The sequence below is a fragment of the Amycolatopsis balhimycina FH 1894 genome, from assembly GCF_000384295.1.
GTDB lineage: Bacteria > Actinomycetota > Actinomycetes > Mycobacteriales > Pseudonocardiaceae > Amycolatopsis > Amycolatopsis balhimycina.
This window is the reverse complement of sequence record NZ_KB913037.1, coordinates 1,761,861-1,781,080: the sequence shown is the minus strand read 5'-3', so window position 1 is coordinate 1,781,080 and position 19,220 is coordinate 1,761,861. Positions and strand designations below refer to the sequence as shown.

General features: G+C 70.0%; 18 protein-coding genes. 8 read left to right on the top strand and 10 right to left on the bottom strand.

Annotated features, from left to right (window positions below):
* Positions 1 to 11 precede the first annotated feature (11 nt).
* A complete protein-coding gene (locus A3CE_RS0107220; RefSeq protein WP_026468243.1) occupies positions 12 to 2,090 on the top strand; it encodes a PQQ-dependent sugar dehydrogenase in 2,079 nt (692 codons plus the stop codon).
* Between the two features lie 65 nt (positions 2,091 to 2,155).
* On the opposite strand, the gene A3CE_RS0107215 is transcribed toward A3CE_RS0107220, so the two are convergent.
* Entirely contained in the window at positions 2,156 to 2,932 is a 777-nt protein-coding gene (locus tag A3CE_RS0107215) for a hypothetical protein (RefSeq protein ID WP_020639403.1), read from the bottom strand.
* A 251-nt stretch (positions 2,933 to 3,183) separates the two neighbouring features.
* On the opposite strand from A3CE_RS0107215, the gene A3CE_RS0107210 reads away from it, so the two are divergent.
* Positions 3,184 to 3,807 carry a dihydrofolate reductase family protein gene (locus A3CE_RS0107210; RefSeq protein WP_020639402.1) on the top strand — a complete coding sequence of 208 codons (624 nt, stop codon included), beginning with the start codon at positions 3,184 to 3,186 and terminating at the stop codon, positions 3,805 to 3,807.
* 65 nt (positions 3,808 to 3,872) lie between these two features.
* On the opposite strand, the gene A3CE_RS0107205 is transcribed toward A3CE_RS0107210, so the two are convergent.
* The 3 genes from A3CE_RS0107205 to A3CE_RS0107195 all read right to left on the bottom strand — a co-directional run bounded on the left by A3CE_RS0107205 (position 3,873) and on the right by A3CE_RS0107195 (position 5,774).
* On the bottom strand, positions 3,873 to 4,442 hold the full coding sequence (locus A3CE_RS0107205; RefSeq protein WP_020639401.1) for a dihydrofolate reductase family protein: 570 nt from the start codon (positions 4,440 to 4,442) through the stop codon (positions 3,873 to 3,875).
* A 165-nt stretch (positions 4,443 to 4,607) separates the two neighbouring features.
* Positions 4,608 to 4,820, bottom strand: coding sequence for a hypothetical protein (locus A3CE_RS0107200; protein WP_020639400.1), 213 nt, complete (start codon positions 4,818 to 4,820; stop codon positions 4,608 to 4,610).
* A gap of 72 nt (positions 4,821 to 4,892) precedes the next feature.
* Entirely contained in the window at positions 4,893 to 5,774 is an 882-nt protein-coding gene (locus tag A3CE_RS0107195; protein WP_026468242.1) for an oxidoreductase, read from the bottom strand.
* Between the two features lie 62 nt (positions 5,775 to 5,836).
* Here A3CE_RS0107195 and A3CE_RS50315 point away from each other — a divergent pair, with 62 nt between their 5' ends.
* Complete coding sequence (locus tag A3CE_RS50315) at positions 5,837 to 6,421, top strand: TetR/AcrR family transcriptional regulator (RefSeq protein ID WP_020639398.1); 585 nt, start codon at positions 5,837 to 5,839, stop codon at positions 6,419 to 6,421.
* A 105-nt stretch (positions 6,422 to 6,526) separates the two neighbouring features.
* Here the strand turns inward: A3CE_RS50315 and A3CE_RS0107185 are convergent, their stop codons facing one another.
* Positions 6,527 to 6,916 (bottom strand): helix-turn-helix transcriptional regulator, encoded by a 390-nt coding sequence (locus A3CE_RS0107185; protein WP_020639397.1) that lies wholly within the window; start codon positions 6,914 to 6,916, stop codon positions 6,527 to 6,529.
* Between the two features lie 56 nt (positions 6,917 to 6,972).
* On the opposite strand from A3CE_RS0107185, the gene A3CE_RS0107180 reads away from it, so the two are divergent.
* Positions 6,973 to 7,542 (top strand): GNAT family N-acetyltransferase, encoded by a 570-nt coding sequence (locus A3CE_RS0107180; RefSeq protein ID WP_020639396.1) that lies wholly within the window; start codon positions 6,973 to 6,975, stop codon positions 7,540 to 7,542.
* A 274-nt stretch (positions 7,543 to 7,816) separates the two neighbouring features.
* Here A3CE_RS0107180 and A3CE_RS0107175 read toward each other — a convergent pair whose 3' ends face one another.
* Genes A3CE_RS0107175 through A3CE_RS0107165 form a run of 3 tightly spaced genes read right to left on the bottom strand, consistent with a single transcriptional unit; the run spans position 7,817 to position 10,734 of the window.
* Positions 7,817 to 8,536 carry a TetR/AcrR family transcriptional regulator gene (locus A3CE_RS0107175; RefSeq protein ID WP_020639395.1) on the bottom strand — a complete coding sequence of 240 codons (720 nt, stop codon included), beginning with the start codon at positions 8,534 to 8,536 and terminating at the stop codon, positions 7,817 to 7,819.
* A gap of 43 nt (positions 8,537 to 8,579) precedes the next feature.
* Entirely contained in the window at positions 8,580 to 9,800 is a 1,221-nt protein-coding gene (locus A3CE_RS0107170; protein WP_020639394.1) for an FAD-dependent monooxygenase, read from the bottom strand.
* A gap of 43 nt (positions 9,801 to 9,843) precedes the next feature.
* The gene (locus A3CE_RS0107165) at positions 9,844 to 10,734 is read right to left on the bottom strand and encodes a helix-turn-helix domain-containing protein (protein ID WP_020639393.1); all 891 of its coding nucleotides are present in this window, start codon (positions 10,732 to 10,734) and stop codon (positions 9,844 to 9,846) included.
* Between the two features lie 63 nt (positions 10,735 to 10,797).
* Between A3CE_RS0107165 and A3CE_RS0107160 the strand changes: the two genes are divergently transcribed.
* The 3 genes from A3CE_RS0107160 to A3CE_RS0107150 are packed head-to-tail and all read left to right on the top strand — an operon-like array spanning position 10,798 to position 12,652.
* Positions 10,798 to 11,427, top strand: a complete 630-nt coding sequence (locus A3CE_RS0107160; protein WP_245589446.1) for a DsbA family protein — start codon at positions 10,798 to 10,800, stop codon at positions 11,425 to 11,427.
* A 20-nt stretch (positions 11,428 to 11,447) separates the two neighbouring features.
* Entirely contained in the window at positions 11,448 to 12,254 is an 807-nt protein-coding gene (locus tag A3CE_RS0107155; RefSeq protein WP_020639391.1) for an MBL fold metallo-hydrolase, read from the top strand.
* Complete coding sequence (locus A3CE_RS0107150; protein ID WP_020639390.1) at positions 12,245 to 12,652, top strand: nuclear transport factor 2 family protein; 408 nt, start codon at positions 12,245 to 12,247, stop codon at positions 12,650 to 12,652. The genes A3CE_RS0107155 and A3CE_RS0107150 overlap by 10 nt, the downstream gene beginning before the upstream one ends.
* A 317-nt stretch (positions 12,653 to 12,969) precedes the next feature.
* Here A3CE_RS0107150 and A3CE_RS50310 read toward each other — a convergent pair whose 3' ends face one another.
* Together A3CE_RS50310 and A3CE_RS54840 are read right to left on the bottom strand one after the other, a co-directional pair.
* On the bottom strand, positions 12,970 to 13,824 hold the full coding sequence (locus tag A3CE_RS50310) for an SDR family NAD(P)-dependent oxidoreductase (RefSeq protein WP_020639389.1): 855 nt from the start codon (positions 13,822 to 13,824) through the stop codon (positions 12,970 to 12,972).
* Between the two features lie 33 nt (positions 13,825 to 13,857).
* Positions 13,858 to 13,998 carry a hypothetical protein gene (locus A3CE_RS54840; protein WP_020639388.1) on the bottom strand — a complete coding sequence of 47 codons (141 nt, stop codon included), beginning with the start codon at positions 13,996 to 13,998 and terminating at the stop codon, positions 13,858 to 13,860.
* Between the two features lie 599 nt (positions 13,999 to 14,597).
* On the opposite strand from A3CE_RS54840, the gene A3CE_RS50305 reads away from it, so the two are divergent.
* Positions 14,598 to 19,211, top strand: coding sequence for a DUF6531 domain-containing protein (locus A3CE_RS50305; protein WP_051183745.1), 4,614 nt, complete (start codon positions 14,598 to 14,600; stop codon positions 19,209 to 19,211).
* Positions 19,212 to 19,220 lie beyond the last annotated feature (9 nt).

Genomic DNA, 19,220 nt, shown 5'->3' with positions numbered 1-19,220 from the left:
AGGTCACGAGAATGTTCCCCTCGAGCTCCCGCCGGCGGTTGCGCCTCCGTGTGCTGACCGCGGTGATCGCCGCCGTCGCCGCGGTGACGGCGGTCGTGCCCGCTGCCGCCGCGGCGGCCACCGGATCCACGGTGACGGGCGTGGCCTCCGGGCGGTGCCTCGACGTCGTCGGCAACAGCACCGCGTCGAAGACGCGCGTCAACATCTACGACTGCAACGGCCAAGCCAACCAGGCGTGGACGTTCACGGCGGCGGGTGAGCTGCGGGTGTACGACGCCGCGATGTGCCTGGACGTCGCCGGCGCGAGCACCACGTCCCCGGCCGACGCCCAGATCTACCCCTGCCACGGCGGTGCCAACCAGAAGTGGCGGATCGGCACCGACGGCACCATCACCGGTGTGCAGTCGGGCCTCTGCCTGGACGTCACCGGGGCGGGCACCGCCAACAGCACCCTGGTCGGGTTGTCGACCTGCAACGGGGGAGCCAACCAGAAGTGGCGGACGTCCCTCGGCGACACCCAGCCCCCGAGCGTGCCGGGAAACCCCCGGGTGAGCGACCTGGTCTGCGACGCCGTCACCTTCGCGTGGAACGCGTCCACCGACAACGTGGGCGTGGCGTTCTACGACGTCTACCACGACGGCCAGTCGATGAAGTCGGTGAGCGGGAGCACCCTGTCGACGAGCCTCACCGTGGTCGGCGGCGCGACCTGGGGCCTCTACGTCAACGCGCGTGACGCCGCGGGGAACGTCTCCCAGGCCAGTACCACGGTCTCGATCACGCCCCCGCAGTGCCAGCCGGACGACCAGGCGCCGAGCGCGCCCACGAAGCTGACCGGCGCCGCATCCGGCACGACGGTGACCCTGGACTGGGCCGCGGCCACGGACAACATCGGCGTCCGCGCTTACGACGTCTACCGTGGTGGCGCCAAGGTCGGTGCCGTCACCGGGACGGCCACCGCACCACCCGCGACCACCTTCGTCGACAGTGGCTTGGCGGCGAACACGAGCTACCAGTATTACGTCGTGGCGCGGGACGCGCAGGCGAACGTCTCGCCGCCCAGCGCGACCACGACCGTGACCACCGGCGCGGCCTGCGGCGACTCCGTGTGCGCGGTGACGCAGATCGCCACCGACACCGACATCCCGTGGGGCCTGGTGACGCTGCCGGACGGCACGATCCTCTACACCCGGCGCGACGCCCATGACATCGTCCACCTGAACCCGGCCACCGGGGCCAAGACCACCGTCGGCACGGTCCCCGGCGTGGACAACACCGACGGTGAGGGCGGCCTGCTCGGCCTGGCCGTCTCGCCCGGGTTCGCCGGTGACCACTGGCTCTACCTGATGCACACTTCCCCGTCCGACAACCGGATCGTGCGGATCAAGCTGGAGGACGACCAGCTCGGCACGACCACGGAACAGGTACTGGTCAGCGGGTTGCTGCGCAACAAGTACCACAACGGCGGCCGGCTGCGCTTCGGGCCGGACGGCAAGCTCTACGCCACCACCGGCGACGCCCAGAACGGCGACAACGCGCAGAACAAGGCGAGCCTCAACGGCAAGGTCCTGCGGCTGAACCCGGACGGCAGCGTGCCTTCGGACAATCCTTTCGGCACCTACGTGTGGAGCTACGGCCACCGCAACCCGCAGGGACTCGCGTTCGATTCCCAGGGCCGGTTGTGGGAACAGGAGTTCGGCGACGGGATCATGGACGAGACCAACCTGATCACCAAGGGCGGCAACTACGGCTGGCCGGCGTGTGAAGGCACCTCCGGAACCTGCGGCACCGCGGGCTTCATCGCGCCGAAGCGGACGTACCCCACGGCGGACGGTTCCTGCTCCGGCATCGCCATCGTCCGCGACGTGCTCTACGTCGCCTGCGAACGCGGGACCCGGATGTACCGCGAAGTGATCAGCGGCAGCGACCTGACCGATGTCCAGGCGTACTTCAACGGCACCTACGGGCGGCTGCGCACGGTGGAACCCGCGCCCGGCGGCGGGCTGTGGCTGACGACCACCAACAACGGCGACAAAGACAGTGTTCCCGACAACAGCAACGAGAAGATCTTCCACGTCACACTGGGCGGGTAGCGGCGCCACCCGGCAGCTCCGCAACGCTGACCGGTTCGACGCCGGAGCTTTCGGAGGTCCGGATGTCAGCCTGCCGGTATGCGCCGGGTTTCGACGAGCTTGGTGTTGTAGTGGGCACCGTTCACGACGGTGGTCTCGACGAGCGCCTCGAAGTGCTTCATTCTCTTGAGTCTGCGGAGGAACTTCCGGTCTCCGAGCTTCTCTGCCGCGGCCTCGGTGCCGTGTTCGAAGCATCCTGCCACGATGACGAGTTCCGCCGTGTCCGGCGCGAGGGGGTTCGGCGTCCGGATGATCAAGGCGTGGTCGCTGACCGGGTAGCCCGGCTCGTCGTACTGCGGTGTCAGTAACCGACCGGATCTCAGGTCGTGCACCACGGCTGCCTCGTGCTCCGGATCTTCGGCGAAATCGTAGGAGATCGTGCCGCGCAGCTTCGTCATCATCGTTCTCGTCACGGCATTGGCCACCGGCCCGCCGATCAGGACGAGGTCCGAACTCAGCTCCCGTGGCGACAACTGCTTCGACTCGGCGATCTTCCCTGCAAAGCCCAGCTTGCGGAGCTGTGCTTCGATTTCCACGAGGGCCCCGATGTCGCCCATGCCCACCACGCCGGCTCTGGCCCACCGCCGCTGCGATCCGAAGTCATGCGCTCCCAGGACGATGAGCGGGTGACGGCCACCCAGCGCCCGCCAGAACCTGCGCGCGCGAACCAGCTTGAGGCGTCGTCTCGCATTCGTCGCCGACCAGACCAGCACGCCGCCGATCGCCGCCGCGATCAGATTGCTGGAGATGTCGGGGAAGGCTTGGACCAGCCAGGCGCCGACGCTTCCGACCGCCAGGCTCATACACAGCTCCCCCTCGTCGACATGATTCCCCTCCCTCAATCGCGAGCGGCCCACGTCCTGTTACCGCCTGTCCATCCGAGCGAGCCCGGCCGGGCGCATGGTGGCGGTTCGCCGCCGCCCTTCTCACGGCACTCCCACGGGTGTGGACACCGGCGGACGGGGAAACTGAGCGGCCGGCGCGCGCCCCGTTTCCCGATGCGACGGAGTCTCCATCAGTGGCAGTCCGACAACACCTGCACCGGAGGGGCGACATGGGAAAGATCATTGCCACCGAGAACGTCTCGCTCGACGGAGTCATCGAGCTTTCGACCGGCGATGAGGGCTTCAGCCGCGACGACTGGCTCGCCGCACTCGCCCCGGCCGACCGCGACGAGTGGGGCAAGCTCATCCTCGACGACGCGCTGGGCGCGCAGGCCTTGTTGCTGGGGCGCCGCAGTTACGAGTTCTTCGCCGCACGGTATCCGTCCCGCACCGGCGAGCTGGCGGACCGGATGAACAGCCTGCCCAAATACGTCGTCTCCACCACCCTCGAAGGTCCCGGCTGGACCAACTCGACCGTGCTCGACGGTGGTCTCGTGGAGGCGGTTTCCGCGCTGAAGCACACAGTCGACGGCGAGATCCGCGTCTACGCCAGCTCCCAGCTGGTGCGTACGCTCATGGAGCACGACCTCGTCGACGAGGTCCGGCTGGTGGTCTTCCCGTTCCTGCTGGGCTCGGGCCGCCGCCTCTTCGACCAGACCGGCGATCACAAATCCCTGCGCCTCACCGACATCCGCACTGTCGGCTCCGGCCTCGCTTTCCTGGTCTACCAGCGCATCCGAGACGTCGACGAGTCGGCGAAACGAGTGGCAACGGCGGGTACCGGCAGTCGGTGACAGGCGTTTCCGGACGTTCGATGCAGCTGCCCTGCGCCGGAAGGGCGCAGGGCAGCGTTCTCGGTTCAGTGCTTCTCGAATTCGTAGGTGTAGAACATGATTCCGTCGCCTACCCGGCGGAGACTCGTCAGGCGCATGGGGTGGGCTTCGGTGAAGCCGTCGAAAAGGCGGCGGCCCGAGCCCAGTACGACGGGGAAGACGCATAGCCGGAGTTCGTCGGCCAAGTGGTGTTCGATCAGGGTGCGGACGAGGGTGTAGCTGCCGTAGACGAGGATTTCGCCGTTGAGCTTCGCCTTGAGTTCTGAGATCTGCTCCACGGCGTCGCCGTTGAGGAGGGTGGAGTTTTGCCAGGCGGGTTCGTCGTTGGTGGTGGAGACCACATACTTGGGCATGGCCAGGGTGCGGTCCGCCCATTCGCCGGGGCGCTCTCGGGTGCCGAACCAGGTGTCGGTTCGCCGGCTCAGCAGAAGCGCTTCGGCTTCCACGGCCTGCTGGGTCGAGAGGACGTCCCAAGCAGGGACGTCGGCTTCGCCGAAGCGGTAGAACCAGCCGCCACGGTCGAAACCTTCTTTGCCGTCGGGGTCTTCGACCACACCGTCGAGGGTGGCATTGGTGGTGATCACGATCTTGCCCACGGGTCCTCCTGTGTCTGGTGGTGCTGCACTTGGGTAGACGTCAGGGGCGTGCCGGAATGGGCGGTCGGCGCTCCGCGCGATCCTCGGCTCGAGCGACATCGCCTGGGCACTCATCGGCGGCTGCGGAGTCCTCGTGCTCGCGCTCGGCGTCCTCTCCACGAGCCGTTAGGCCACGGCCTCCGCCGCGCGCAACGGCCGGCGGCTCGCCGCGTACTCCGCCGCCACCGATGACTGACCGGAGCGGTAGCCCGGGATGTCCTTGGCACTGCGGCGAACGGTCCGTCGAGTGTCCCCTCGGCTCGTTGCGAGCTGGACGGCGTCCGGCCCGGCCGCCGGATCGGTGTGGTCAACGGCCGGCAGGTGTGCGGCGTCAGCCACGGAAATCCAGGAACCTACGATCCCGCCCGCGCACGATCGGGCTACGGGCGCAGAAGTAGCCGGCTCGTTCGCTCAGATCCGCGCGGGAATCGACACGAGCCGCTCGGACGCGCGCCACAGGCGTCCGGCCGATTCCGGATCACGCGCGGCTTTCGAACGGTTGATGAGTTCCGGTGCGCCGCGCATGTGTGCGAGCCGGCTCGGGCCGGCGAAGCTGCCGGACGGGAGGTCGGCGACCGCGGCGTACAGCGTCGGCAAGGCACCGTGCTCGGCGTCCTGGGCCAGGGTGCGGACGACGAATCCGTTCAGGACGTCGGACATCCGGCGCGGCCCGGAGTGGTGGTAGATGCCGGTCGCCACCAGGCCCGGATGGGCCGCGTGCACCGCGACGGCCGATCCCGCGGCGGCCAGCCGGCGGTGCAGCTCGGCGGCGAACAGCAGGTTCGCCAGCTTGGAGTCGTTGTACGCCCGGGATTTCCGGTAAGGGCGCCGCTCCCAGTTGAGGTCGTCGAAGTCGAGCTGCGCGAGGCGCTCGGCCTGCGAGGAGACGATCACCACCCGGCCGGTCAGGTGCTCGAGCAGCAGCAGGGTCAACGCGAAGTGGCCGAGGTGGTTGACCCCGAAGTCGGCTTCGAAGCCCTGCGCGGTCCGCTGCAGGGTGGGAGCTGAGACACCGGCGTTGTTGATCAGCAGATCGACGTCGCCCCGCCATCCCGCGGCGAACTTCCGCACCGACTCGAGGTCGCTCAGATCCAGCTCTCGTACCTCGACGGCGCCCGGCGCGGCGGCCGCGACGGCGTCGCCCTTGCCTCGGTTCCGCACCGCGAGGACCACCCGAGCCCCTGCGCCGGCCAGTGCGCGAGCCGTGGCTTGGCCGATGCCACCGGTGGCGCCGGTCACGATGGCCCGCCTGCCGGTGAGGTCCGGGAGGTCGCGAACAGAGAAATCAGTCATGCCGTCAAACTAGTCAGTGTCTAGTAACTAGTCAACGACTAGTTACTGTTAGGCTGCCGATCATGCCCGAGCGCCCTTACCACCACGGCCGGCTGCGCACCGTGCTCCTCGACGAAGCGCAGCGCGTGCTGCGCGAAAAGGGTGTCGACGGCCTGTCCCTCCGCGATCTGGCGCGCGAAGCCGGGGTGAGCCACGCCGCCCCCCGCTGGCACTTCCCCGATCGGCAGGCGCTGCTGGACGCGCTCGCCGAGGCCGGATTCGAGCGTCTGGCCACCGGGGCCCGCTCAGTGCTCGACCACAACGAGCACGACAGCAAAGCCAAGCTCCACGCGGTCGCTTCGGCCTACCTCGAGTTCGCCATCCGCGACGCCGCCTTGCTGGAGCTCATGTTCACCGCCCGGAAGACCGCGCCGTCGCCGGGACTGCTCGAGGCGTCCGATCGCCTGTTCGGCACCACGCGGGAGATCATCGAAGCCGCTCAACAGGACAACACGCTTCCGGCGGGTGACCCGGAGCGGCTGCAGACGTTGTTCGTCGCGACACTGCAAGGAATCGCCGCATTCGCGATTTCCGGACGAACAACCGAAGAGACGGCCAAGGAGCTCCTGCGCGACGTCGTGGTTCTGTTCTCCCTGCCGGACAAGTAGGCGCGACGATACCGTCACTGCATCGCCCGGCTGGGCCGTAACACGTCGAAGTCCGGCACGGTCAGACGCCGTCGCCCGCGGTGGTGACCGGAGTCGACAAGTCGGCTAGCGGAAGGCGGTGAGGAGCTTGCCCAGCGCGCTGACGGCCGTGGCGGAGGTGTAGGGGCCGAGGGCCACGAGGGACGCGACGAGGGCGGCGACCTCGCCCGGACTGAAACTCACCGGCGGCACGACGGCCGGCATCGTGAGCCGGTAGCCGCCGCCCGTGCCGCGCTTGACCTCGACCGGGACGCCCGCCGCGCGCAGGCGCGTGACGTCGCGTTCGACGGTCCGCACGGTCGTCCCGGTGCGCTCGGCCAGCACCCGGCCGGTGACGAACCGGGGTGTCCGCGCGCGCATCTCCTCGATCAGGGCGTGCTGCCGTTCGACCAGGGGCACGGCTTGGTGCAGCTGGGTCATCCCCGGGTAGCGGCCGGAGCCGACGAGCCGATCCATACGTGGTCCCCTCAACCGACATCGCTTTGTCGGGAATCGGATTCTACGGTGGTTCCATGGTCATCGTTCGTCCCGCTGCACACTTCGAAGACGTCGCTTCGATCCTCAACCCGAGCGGGAACGAGCGTGCCTGCTGGTGCCTCGCGTACCGCGTCACGTCGGCTGAGTACAGCGCGCTGCGCGGTGAAGCACGAGCGGAGCGGATCCGAGGCCTGTGCGCGGCCGAGCCCGCGCCGGGCGTGCTCGCCTACGACGGGGCCACGCCGGTCGGCTGGTGTGGGGTGTCGCCGCGGTCGAGCATGGAGCGGTTGAAACGCTCCCGGACGATGCCGCCGCTCGACGACCTGGCGGTGTGGAGCGTGGTCTGTTTCGTGGTGCGCTCGTCCCACCAGTGCCAAGGCGTGTCCGCGGCGCTGCTGGCCGGGGCGGTCGACTACGCGCGTTCGTGCGGTGCCCCGGCGGTGGAGGGCTACCCGGTCGATCCGGAGGGCGCGCGCATCAGCTCGAGCGCGGCCCACGCCGGCACGACGTCCCTGTTCGAAGCGGCGGGGTTCGAGCGAATCCGGCCGACCGAGGCGCGGGCCGATCGCCGGGTCCGGTGGCTGATGCGGCGGGATCTCCGCTGATCAGGTCCAGGACGACGGCCTCCCGTGACCGTGTGCGGCAGACGAGCGCCTCGCCCTCCGCCGGCGGTCCGGCGCGACCCGCGCGGCGGCACGTCGCAGGACACCGCGAACTCCAGGAGGCTGGGGTAATCCTCGCTCCACGGGGGAGGTCCAAAGTGGACAAAGTATCGAGCGTGAGCTGATCGCTCCCGGCTGTGCAAGACGTCGAGCCGGCGGACCAGCCGCCTGCCCTCGACCGGGTGCTGCCTCGATCGAACCGATACTTGACACGGTGCTATTTCTTGGTTTCTTCGGTGGTCGCGATCAGGGCGAGCACGGCTTCGCGTCGGCGGCGCAGCACCTGCAGGCCCTCCGCGGCGGCTGCTTGGACGTCGGCCGGCTCGGCCTCTTCGGGGCCGAGGAGGGCGGTCACGGCGGTGGCCATCACCTTGTCCGGGGCGTCGACGGTGATGGCGCGGCCTGTCTGCGGGCGGTTGGCGACAGCGAGGAAGCCGGTGATGAGCGCGTGCAGTGCGTAAGCCTGCTCGTCGAACGGCCAGTCGGTGCGCGCCAGCCGGTGCCGGCGCCACACCGGCAGCACCGTCTCCATCAGTGCGGCGGGCCCCAGTGTGTCGAGCAGTTCGGCGCTGCGTGGGTGCTGGGTGAGGGCGCCCAGCAGGTCCGCGTCACCGGCCTGCAGGGCGCCCACGAACGGGTGGTCGAGGGCGAAGCGCACCAGCCGTGGGCAGAGCAGGTGCGGCCGGCTGAGTTCCGGGTCGGCGGTCAGGACGTCGATCTCCTCGTCCGCGCCGGCCAGGAAGTCTCGGGCGAACAGCCCGAGCACGAGGTCCTCCTTGGTTCCCCAGTACAGGTAGGCGGTGCCCTTGCCGACGTGCGCTCGCTGTGCGATCTCGGCGATGGTCACGCCCTTGACCCCGCGTTTGAGCACCAGTTCTCTGGCCGCGGCGAGGATCCGGGCGGCCGTGCCGGAGTCGTGTTCAGCCAATGCCGTCATGATCGCTTCCTCGCTGTCCTCCGGCGGTGTTCTTCGCCGAGCATCATGCTAGGGCGATGTCGGTGTCCTTCAGCTGCCCGGACTTGTCCCGTTTCTGCAGCTGCCTCAGCAGGGACGAGGCCAGCGGGAGCCGCATCCCCCTTGTCATCGCCTTGCGGAGGACGAGTTCGACCGTCGTGCCGGGGACGAAGAACCGGCGCTGCTCGATTCCGTTGCGCTGGAAGGCTTCGATGTGGGGCTGCAGGGCGCGGTCCCATTCGGCCAGTGCGCGCGGCACGTCGCCGGGGTGGCGTTCGAGCACGGTGCCGAGGAGATCCGCGCCGGACATCCCCATCGAGACGCCCATTCCCGCGTAGAGAGTGACGCACCATGCCGAGTCGCCGACGAGGACGACCCGGCCGCGGTGCCGGCCGTCCATGCGGACCTGTTCCACCGAGTCGAACAGCACGCCGTCGGCGGCTTCCATCGCGTCGAGGACCTCGCCGAGGGTGCGGCCGGTCGGTTCCGGGCCGAACGCGGCGCGCACCCGCTCGATCGGCGGCTGCCGGAACTCGGCGTCGACGTCGTCGGTGTGGTAGTTCAGCAGGACGGTCTGCGGGCTGCCGTCGAAGGGGAAGAGCCACATCGACCGGTTGTTCTCGATCAGCGTGGCGCCGTCGCCGGGGTTGAGGTCGCTGAGCGGAGCGGGGAGCTGGAAGGCGACCGCCATGTAGTTGAGCCGGTGGAGGTACTTTTCGTGCGGTCCGAACACCAGTGACCGGACGGTGGAGCGAAGCCCGTCCGCGCCGACGACCAGGTCGAACCGCTCGGTGACTTCGCTGCGGTCCGCGGTGTCGAGCAGCGTGACATCCACGCCGTCGGCGTCCTGTTCGATGCGGGCCGGGACGGTCGAGTAGCGGATCTCGACGTCCTCGGGCAACGCGGCGAACGCGGCCTCCTCGACGTCGCCACGCCGCATCATCCAGGGGCTGCCGGGCAGATCGCCGTAGGCGGCGCCGGGCCGCCGGTTGCCCGCGCGGTCGATCTCGTAGTTGCTGCCGTCCGGGACGCGGTCGCGCAGGTTCTCGAGGATGCCCAGGCGTTGCGCGGCGGGACGGCCCCCGCCGAACAGGGCGATGAAGTACCCACCCGTGCGCCGGGCCGGAGCCCGCTCGACGACGACCGGCGTCCAGCCGATCTGCCGCAGCCGCAGGGCGGTCGCGATGCCACTGATGCCCAGCCCGACAACCAGTGCCCGGCGGTTCTTGTCGTTGGAAGATCCCATGCCCCCACCATAGAGATACTGACCAGATTGTTCATCTGGTCAGTTAGAGACGTGGGTCACACTGCATGACGGGCATGGTCTTCGGTGCCTGAGCGCCGCGGAAGGCGGCCGGTGTCGTTCCGGTGCGGTGCTGGAAGTACTTGGAGAAGTTGGACGGGTCGTCGAAGCCGAGGTCGGCGGCGATCCGGGCGACCGGGTCGCGGCCGTGGGCCAGGAGGCGCTTGGCTTCGAGCACGATCCGTTCGTCGACGAGCTGCTTGGCGGACAGGCCGGTGTTGTCCCGGGCGAGCCGGTTGAGGGTGCGCGGCGAGTAGCCCAGCCGGGCGGCGTAGCCGGCGACCTGGTGGCGGGTGCGGAAACTCTTCTCGAGTTCGTCGCGGAACCACACGAACGCCTGGTGCGTGGGCGGCCGGCGCCCGCTGCCCTCCGGGACGGCCATCACGAGCAGCAGCAGCGCCGCGGCCAGGGCGCGGGCGAGCGCGGCGTCCCGGAGATTCCCGGCCGGTGCCGCCGCCGCGGCGAGCGCGGCGGCCATCGCGGCCTCCGCGGGCGTACCTGCGACAGCGCCCGGGGCCCAGTGGCTGGGGGTGGCCACGCCCGCGGACTGGATCAGTTCCCAGGTGCCGGTGTCGATCGCGGCCGGGGTGAACAGGAACACCGGGCCGTCGATGTCGTCGATGGCGCCCCACTGCTGCACCTGGCCGGCCCGTACCCAGAGCAGGTCGCCGGGCGCGAGCGGGTAGCCGGTGAAGTCGACGGTGTGCACAGCGCTTCCCGCCTCGATCTTGATCAGCAGGTCGAAGCCGAGGCGCTGCGGGGTGAGGAACTCGTGCGGACCGCCGCGGGCCCGCATGCGCGCCAGCGACGTGAGCTCGATCTCGCCGGTCACCCCGGGCGGCGGCTCGTACCGCACGGGCCGGATGCTGTGTCCCATTTTCACCATGATAGGTCACGTGACGACCGTGAAAAGCCCAGGCCACGTCTCTAGCCTGTGATTATGGCAGTGAAATTGACCTATGTGTTCGACGCTTACTGCGGCTGGTGCCACGGCTTCGGCCCGGCCGTGGCCGGGTTCGCCGCGGCCAACGCCGGGCGGATCGAACTCGACGTCGTCAGCGGTGGCCTGTTCACCGGCGCCCGCGTCGCCCCGATCGGCAGCATGCCCTACGTGGCCGGCGCCAACGCCCGCATCGCCGAGCTGACCGGCGCCGAGTTCGGCCCCGGCTACCGCGCCCTCGTCGCCGACGGCCGGTTCCGGATGGACTCCACGGCCGCCGCCACCGGATTCGCCGCGTTGCGGACGGTCGCTCCCGGGCGGGCCCTGGAGGCGGCGGAGGCGATGCAGCGCGCGTTCTACGTCGACGGGCTGAGCCTGTCCGAAGCTTCGACCTACCGGCACCTCGCCGGACAGCTGGGCCTCGACGCCGACGCGGTGCTGACCGAATTCGCGACCTCACCCGCTTCGGCGGTGCAGGACTTCACCCGCGCCGCCCGGCTGGGCGTCACCTCCTACCCGACGCTGCTGCTGCACACCCCGACCGGCGCCGTCCGCCTGGGCAGCCCGGCGGCCACCGCCGCCCACCTGACCGACGCCCTCGACCGCCACCTCGCCACTGCTTCCGCGTGACCTCCCGAAAGGACCACCCCATGACCTCCCTCGACTACCGCGTCATCGACGCGGCCGACACGTCCCTGAACAAGACCAGCGTGCTCGTCACCGGCGAGACGGAAGCCGTCGTCGTCGACGCGGCCTTCACCCGCGCCGACGGGCACCGGATCGTCGCCGAGGTCCTCGACTCCGGCAAGCGGCTCACCACCGTGCTGATCACCGCCGGTGACCCGGACTTCTACTTCGGCGCCGAAGTCATCGCCGACGCCTTTCCCGAGGCGGAGTTCCTGGCGCCGGCCGACGTCATCGAGCACATTCGCGACACCTACGAGAAGAAGCTGACCGCGTGGGCGCACCTCGGCGCCAACCTGCCCACCCGGCTGGTCGAGATCGCGCCGCTGACCACGCCTTCGATCACTGTGGACGGTGTCGCCCTCGAAGTCCGGCGCGCCGGCACGGCGCTGGGTGACCGTGCCTGGTACGTGTTCGAACCGGCGGAGCGCGCACTGCTCGGCGGGGTGCTGCTGTTCGAAGGCCTGCACGTCTGGACCGCCGACAGCGGGACGACCGAACAGCGCACGGAATGGCTCCGCGTCCTCGACGACCTCGAAGCGCTCGAGCCCGCCTTCGTCGTCGCCGGTCACCGGGTGGCCGGCGCGCCGACCGACACCACGGCGATCCGGTACACCGCCGACTACCTGCGGTTCTTCGAGAAGACCGTCGCCGAGTCCGCCGACGCGGCCGCGGCCGAGGAGCGGCTGCTGGCCGCCTATCCGGACGCCGGGCTGAAGGTCGCCGCGTCACTTGGCACCAAGGTCGCGAAGGGTGAGATGACATGGGGCTGACCGACGACACGAACCCCGCCGCCGTCGTCCGGCGGCAGTACCTCGCCTCCGCCGCGGGCGACCTCACCGCCCTGCGCGAGACGCTCGCCCCGGACGTCGAGTGGACGGAGATGGCCGGGTTCCCGCTCGCCGGCACCTACCGCACCCCCGACGGCGTCACGAGCGGCGTGATGGAGAAACTGGGCCAGGACTGGGAGAACTGGACGGCCCACGACGACACCTACGTCGTCGACGGCGAAAACGTCGTCGTCCTCGCCCGCTACACCGCGATCCACAAGGGAACCGGCAAACCGTTGAACGTCCGGGTCGCGCACCACTTCACGGTGCGCGGTGGGCTGATCGTCCGGTTCGAACAGTTCGTCGACACCGCACTGGTCCGCGACGCCGCCACGCCGTGACGCGGAGCAGGCCCCCGGCGCAACGACCGGCCCCTTGACGTGATCCGCTCCGAACGATCGCGGACGTCCGGTCACGCGCCGGATCAGCTCGCGGCTGCGGACCGGCTTGCTGGCGAGCCGGATGGTGGCGTCGCCGCTCGTGCGGGCCGCCAGGTCGGCGGCGTTCAGGTCGAACGCGTCCAGATCGACGACGGCGAACGGGGGATCCAGGTGCCCGGTCGCCCGAGCGAGCTGCCCCATCCGGATCTCGGGGGCGGCAGCGCGGTCGGCGTCCGGTGCGGAGGTCAGAAGGACAGACATGGGGTATCCGTTTCTCGTCATTCGGTCCGGCCGGGCACGGCGGACAACCGGGTCTTGCCGGTATTGATCAGCCGCTGCCGTTCGCGCCGCCCCTTGGCCTCGATGACGGGGATGAGCCGGCGAATGAGCTGGGGGAAGACACCCGCGATCCGCTGAACCCGGCCGGAGAACGCCGGGAAGACCACCTCCACCGGTTTGGTGGTGATGGCGTCGACGACGACGCGGGCGACGTGCTGCGGGGTCGTCGCCTTTTCCGAGAAGGCGGTGGCCGAGGTGGGATCGGCCAGCTCCTGCTCGAGCATCTTGGTCCGGGTGGATGGCGGGTGCAGGATCGTGAAGTGCAGCGGGCCGTGCCGTTCCTCGAGGGCCACCGCGTGGTGGAAGGCTCGTAGCGCGTGCTTGGTGCCGCCGTAGGTGGCGTATCCGGGCAAGGCCAGGAACGCGGTCATGCTGCAGACGGTGATGAGGTGCCCGCGCCCGCGCTCGGTCATCCGGGGGAGGGCGGTGTGGATGCCGGTCATGGCGCCGAGCAGGTTGACCTCGACGATGTCCCGGTGCTGCTGCAGGCTGAGGTCCCGGGCGTGTCCCGTGTGGATGATCCCGGCGTTGTTGACCAGGACGTCGACCGGGCCGAACTGCGCCTCGGCCGCGTCGAACGCCTTGACCCAGCCGTCCGGATCACGGATGTCGAGGGCGACCGCGGCGGCCCGCTCGCCCAGGCGGCCGGCCGTGGTGCGGACGGCTTCGGCGTCGATGTCGGTGAGCAGGACACGGTGACCGGCGGCGATCGCGGCTTCCGCGATCGCGGCTCCGATGCCGGTGGCGGCTCCGGTCACGAGGACGACTCGGTCGGTCTCGGGCTTTTTGCGCATGGCCTCGAACTCTCTGCTGGTCAACCTGCTGGGTCAGAGCTGAAACACTTCGATGCGACCTCCGCCGAGCTTCGCGGCCTCGATCGGATCGTCGGTCGGGACCGTGGCGGCGAACAGCGTGTCGCCGTTCTCGCCCGCGACCAGGCAGCTCAAGGTGTGCTGACTGGTCGTCACCCGGCCGAGAACGCGACCGCCCCGCGCTACGTGGACGCACTCGCCCCGCAGCGCGTTCGCTGGGGTCCGAAGAGGGCAAGGCGGTGGCCGCGGACGTGCCGAACTACGCGACCGGCGGGGTCGAAATGATCCACTACCCGCTCAGCTGAGCTCGGGGGCACCGGGACGCGGCGCGAGGTGCCGGCATCGACGGAGGCGGCGACGATCTGGTGGTGACCGGTGGATCTGGTGGTCGTTCACTGCGTGAGCAAAGTGTGTTCTGTGGGCGTGACGGTGATCTCGGGATGGTTCGCTCGTGACCTGGCCCGGGTGCACGAGCGCTTCCCGGACGCCCGTGGCGGGCGTTCCTGACGCCGATGGCCGGCGGACCGGCCTGACGTGCTGGTGCGAACGGGCTCTTCCGGCGGTCTTCCGCGCAGTTTCCACATTGTTAACCGCCGGTTGGTGGCGAAGACCCACTAAGGTCATCTCGTAGGGGATCTACGCTGCCCGGTCACGAGAGTCGTCAGCGGCACCTGTGTGCGCGACGTCGTCATGGTGGAAGCCGGTGGTTGCGGCGGTCGTCGAGTGCCGGTGAATCGCGAGAAGGAACGAACGCCATGGCGAACCCGCTGGTAGCTCAGCGCGAAGATTCCACCACAGCCATTTCCGGGGTGCCGCTGCTGGAGTCCGCGAACGATCTCAAAGAGGGGATCGAGAAGGGCGACTGGGCCTCGGTCGCGATGGGCGCCGTCGGGGTCGCGCTCGATGCGTTGTCCATGGCCATGGATCCCTTCGGGTCGATCCTCGCCGCGGGGGTCGGGTGGCTGCTGGAACACGTCGGCCCGCTTTCCGCGGCGCTGGACGCCTTGACCGGGGACGCCGACCAGATCAAGGCCCAGTCCCAGACGTGGGCGAACGTCGCCAAGGAACTCGGGGCCGTCGGCACGGACCTGGCCGACATGGTCAAGGCCGACCTGCAGTCGTGGAGCGGGAACGCCTCCGACCAGTACCGGCAGCGGGCCGCCGACACGGTCGACATCCTCACCGCCGCCCAGAAGGGCTGCGAAGGGGCCTCCAGCGGGGTCAAGACGGCCGGTGAGGTCGTCGCCGCCGTCCGGACGCTCGTCCGCGACATCATCGCCGAGCTCGTCGGCCACCTCATCAGCTGGGCGCTGCAGGTGGTGTTCACCCTCGGCATCGGCCTGACCTGGGTGGTGCCGCAGGTCGTGGCCGCGGTCGCCAAGACCGCGGCGAAGATCGCCGACATCACCAAGAAGCTCGTCAAGGCGCTCAAGGCTCTCATCCCGTTGCTCAAGAAGGCCGGGACGCTGTTCGACGACGCCGCCAAAGCGCTGCGCAAGATGAAGCCCGGCAAGGTGGACGCCCCGAAGCCCATCAAGGACATCAAGGAGAGGGGTGGGGGCAAGAAGGGTGACGGCGGACCCGACGGCAAGAAGGACAAACCGCACGACGACGACAGCACTTCCACCTCCAGCGCCGGTCACGGCGACGGCAAGGGCGGCGACGGTCACAAGAGTGGCGACAACGGCGTAGCCAAGAACGGCCCCAAGAACGACACCGACCAGACGAACCCCAGCGGTGCCGGAAACGGCGGCGGCAAGGCAGACCGGGGCGGCAACAACGACACCGCGAAGAAGGACAAACCCGACCGTTCGACGGCCGACAAGTCGAAGAACTACTGCGGCGACCCGATCGACGTCGCGACGGGTGAGGTCGTGATGACCCAGGTCGATGTCACCCTGCCCGGCGAGGTCGCGGACCTGGAGATCTCCCGTACGCACCTGTCGTCCTACCGGGCGGGCCGGTGGTTCGGTCCGTCGTGGACGTCCACTTGGGACCAGCGGCTGGAGTTCGACGCGAACCGCGTCCGGTTCTACGCCGAAGACGGCATGGTGCTGGACTACCCCGTCCCGGGCGACGAGCCCGTGCTGCCGGCGCAGGGCCCGCGGCACCGGCTGCGCCGTGTGCCGCAGGGTTTCCGGCTTTCGCTCGGCCATCGCGAGCTGCACTTCTCCGGCACCGGCGGCGTGCTGCCGGTCACGGCCATCGAGCAGGACGGCGAGCGCACCGAAATCGACTACGCCGCCGACGGTTCACCCACGAAGCTCCGCCGGCCCGGCGACGTCGAGATCCTGGTCAGCACCGCGCGGGGGCGGATCGTCGCGCTGGGGGCGCCGGGGCAGCCGCCGGTGGTGCGGTTCTCGTACAACCGGCACACCCAGCTGAGCACCGTGACGGACTTCGCGGGCCGCTCGATGGCGCTCGACTACGACTTCGACCACCGGCTCGTCGGCTGGCAGGACCGGGTCGGCACCTGGTACCGCTACGTCTACGACGACGCGGGCCGCTGTGTCCGCGCGGTGGGCGCGAACGGCTACTACAACGCGGCCTTCGCCTATGAACCCGGCGCGACCCGGCACACCGATGCCCTCGGCCACACCTGGACCTACCGCCTGAACGCGGCCCACCAGCTGATCGAGCGCGTCGACCCGCTCGGCGGCTCCCGGCGCTACGCATGGAACCGGCGGGACGAACTGCTGTCCCAAGTGGACGAACTGGGCCGCGAGACCCGCTACGAGTACGACGACGACGGGCTGGTGGCCGTCCAGCGCCCCGGAGCGCCCGCCGTGCGGCTGACCCCGGCCGAAGACGGCGCGGTGTGGCTGCAGGCCGGCGAAGGCGACGACGAGATCGAGCGCCTGGTGTTCGAGTTCGACCCGGCCACCACTCTGCTCGGCAACGGGCTGCCGGTGGACGTCCTGGAGTCGCCCGACCCGTTCGAGGACGCTCCCGTGACCGACCGGGCGGCCCGCCCCGGCGACCGCGACCTCTACGGCCGCCCGCGCCTCGCGCACACGGCGTCCGGCGCGGCCGCGCGGCTCGGCTGGACCGCCGACGGCCGCCGCGCCTGGCGGCTCGGTCCGCACGGCGGCCGCGAGACGTGGGTGCACGACGCGGAAGGCAACGTCGTCGAATACCGCGACGCGGCGGGTGCGCCGCGGCGCCGCAAGCACGGCCCGTTCGGCCTGGTGCTGGAGGAGACCGACGCCGCGGGCGCGCGCACGCTGTTCACCTACGACGGGGAGCTGCGGCTCACCTCGGTGACCAACCCGGCCGGCCTCACCTGGCACTACGTCCGCGACGCCGCCGGCCGGCTCGTCGAGGAGACCGACTTCGACGGCAGGCGGACCACCTACGCCCACGACGCGGCGGGACAGCTGCGGCGCATGACCACCGGCGCGGACCAGGTGGTCGAGTACGACTACGACCTCGAGGGCAACGTCGTGGAGCGGCGGACCCCCGACGACGTCACGAGCTACGTGTACGACGCGCTCGGCCGGCTGGTCGTCGCCGAGAACGCCGAGTCGCGGGTCGAGATCCGCCGCGACGGCGGTGACCGGGTCATCGCCGACACGATCAACGGGCTCGGCGTGTGCTGGCGCGACGAGGGCGACGAGGGCGACACCGTCATCCGGCGGACTTCGTCCGGTGTGGACAGTGAATGGCGCTTCGATGACTCCGGACGGCCCCGATCGCTGCGGATCGCCGGCCACGACGTCGAATTCACCTACGACGACGCCGGGCGGGAAGCCGTCCGCAGCGTCGACGGTGCGGTGGTGCTCCGGCGGCGGTTCGACGAGGAGGACCGGCTCGCCGAGGAGGACGTCGCCGGGGTGGGGCGGCGCACCTACCGCTACCGCCCGGACGGCAGGCTCGCCGGCGTCGACGACACGATCCGGCCGTGGCAGCTCTCCTACGACGCGGCCGGCCGGGTCAGCGAGGCGCACGGGCCGTCCGTCGTGGAACGGTTCTCCCGCGACGCCGCTGGCAACATCACCTCGGCGACGACCCCGTCGCCGCCGGGCGCGCGCGGCTACGAGCGCAACCGGCTCGCCCGCATCGGGGACCTCCACTTCGACGGCGACGCCCACGGCCGCGTCACCGGCTGGCGCCACGCCGACCGGTCGTGCGGCTACACGTGGGACCACCTCGACCGGCTGCGCTCCGCGCGCACGCCCGACGGTGCGCTCTGGACCTACCACTACGACCCGATCGGCAGGCGGTTCGCCAAGCGCTGCTGGGTGAGCGGCCCGGACGGGGAGCCCGAGCTCGCCCTGGACGTCCGGTTCCTGTGGAGCGAGCTGAACCTCGTCGAGCAGGTGGAGCATCGCCCGGCGGACGGGTCCTACCGGTTCCTCACGTGGGAGCGCTTCGACGACGATCGCCCCGTCGTGCAGATCGAGCACGCCGGCGTCGTCGAGGAGGCCCGGTTCCGGGTGGTGATCACCTCGCCCGCCGGGACGCCGACCGAACTGCTCGACGAGCGCGGGACGCTGGTCTGGCAGGACCGCAGCAGTTTCTGGGGCGTGCCGCTGGCCGGTGCCGACACCGCGGCGATACCGCTGGCGTTCCCCGGTCAGTGCCGCGACGAGGAGACCGGGCTGCACTACAACGTCTTCCGGTACTACGACCCCCGGACCACGCGCTACCTCAGCCAGGACCCGCTGGGCCTCGCCGCGGCGCCCAACCCCGTCGGCTACGTCGACCAGCCGCTGCTCGACAGCGACCCGCTGGGCCTCGCCCCCCAGCGGTGTTTCAAGGGGAAGGTGAAGGACCGCGCGAAGCGGCTGCGCGACCGGAACAAGAAGAAGCAGGTGACCCAGCCGGCGACGCGGAAGAGCCCGCGGAAGCAGCCCATCCGCGTCGACAACATGACCAGGGAAGAGTTCGAGAAGTTCAAGCCGGAGCTCGACAAGATGCTGAAGGCCGACAAGCACTTCTTCTGGTCCGGCGGTCACCTGGAGCGCGTGCCCGGGAAGAACAACCCGGACAAGTACCTCGGGTCGATGGAGGACAAGGCCACCGAGATCGCGAAGAAGCACGGCGGCAACACTCTCGAAGGCACCCTCAAGGACAACAACGTGAAGATGCCCGGGTGGATCAAGGATCCCAACGACCCGAGGCGGCCGCTGGTCCAGGAGAAGTGGGACTACGTCTCCGAGACCTTCGCCAAGAACTCCGAGGCCGGCAAGACGCACGTGGTCTTCCCCAGCCACCCGGGCAAGGGCCACGACGTCTACCCGTTCCGGCGCCCGGACAACGTGTTCGACGTGACCGAGTACCCGCGTCTCAAGCAGGACGGCAAGGGGGACATCACCAAGTTCCACGACCGGACCGACTACGAGCGCCCGTACCGCGCGCCCCAGTGAGACCGTCCT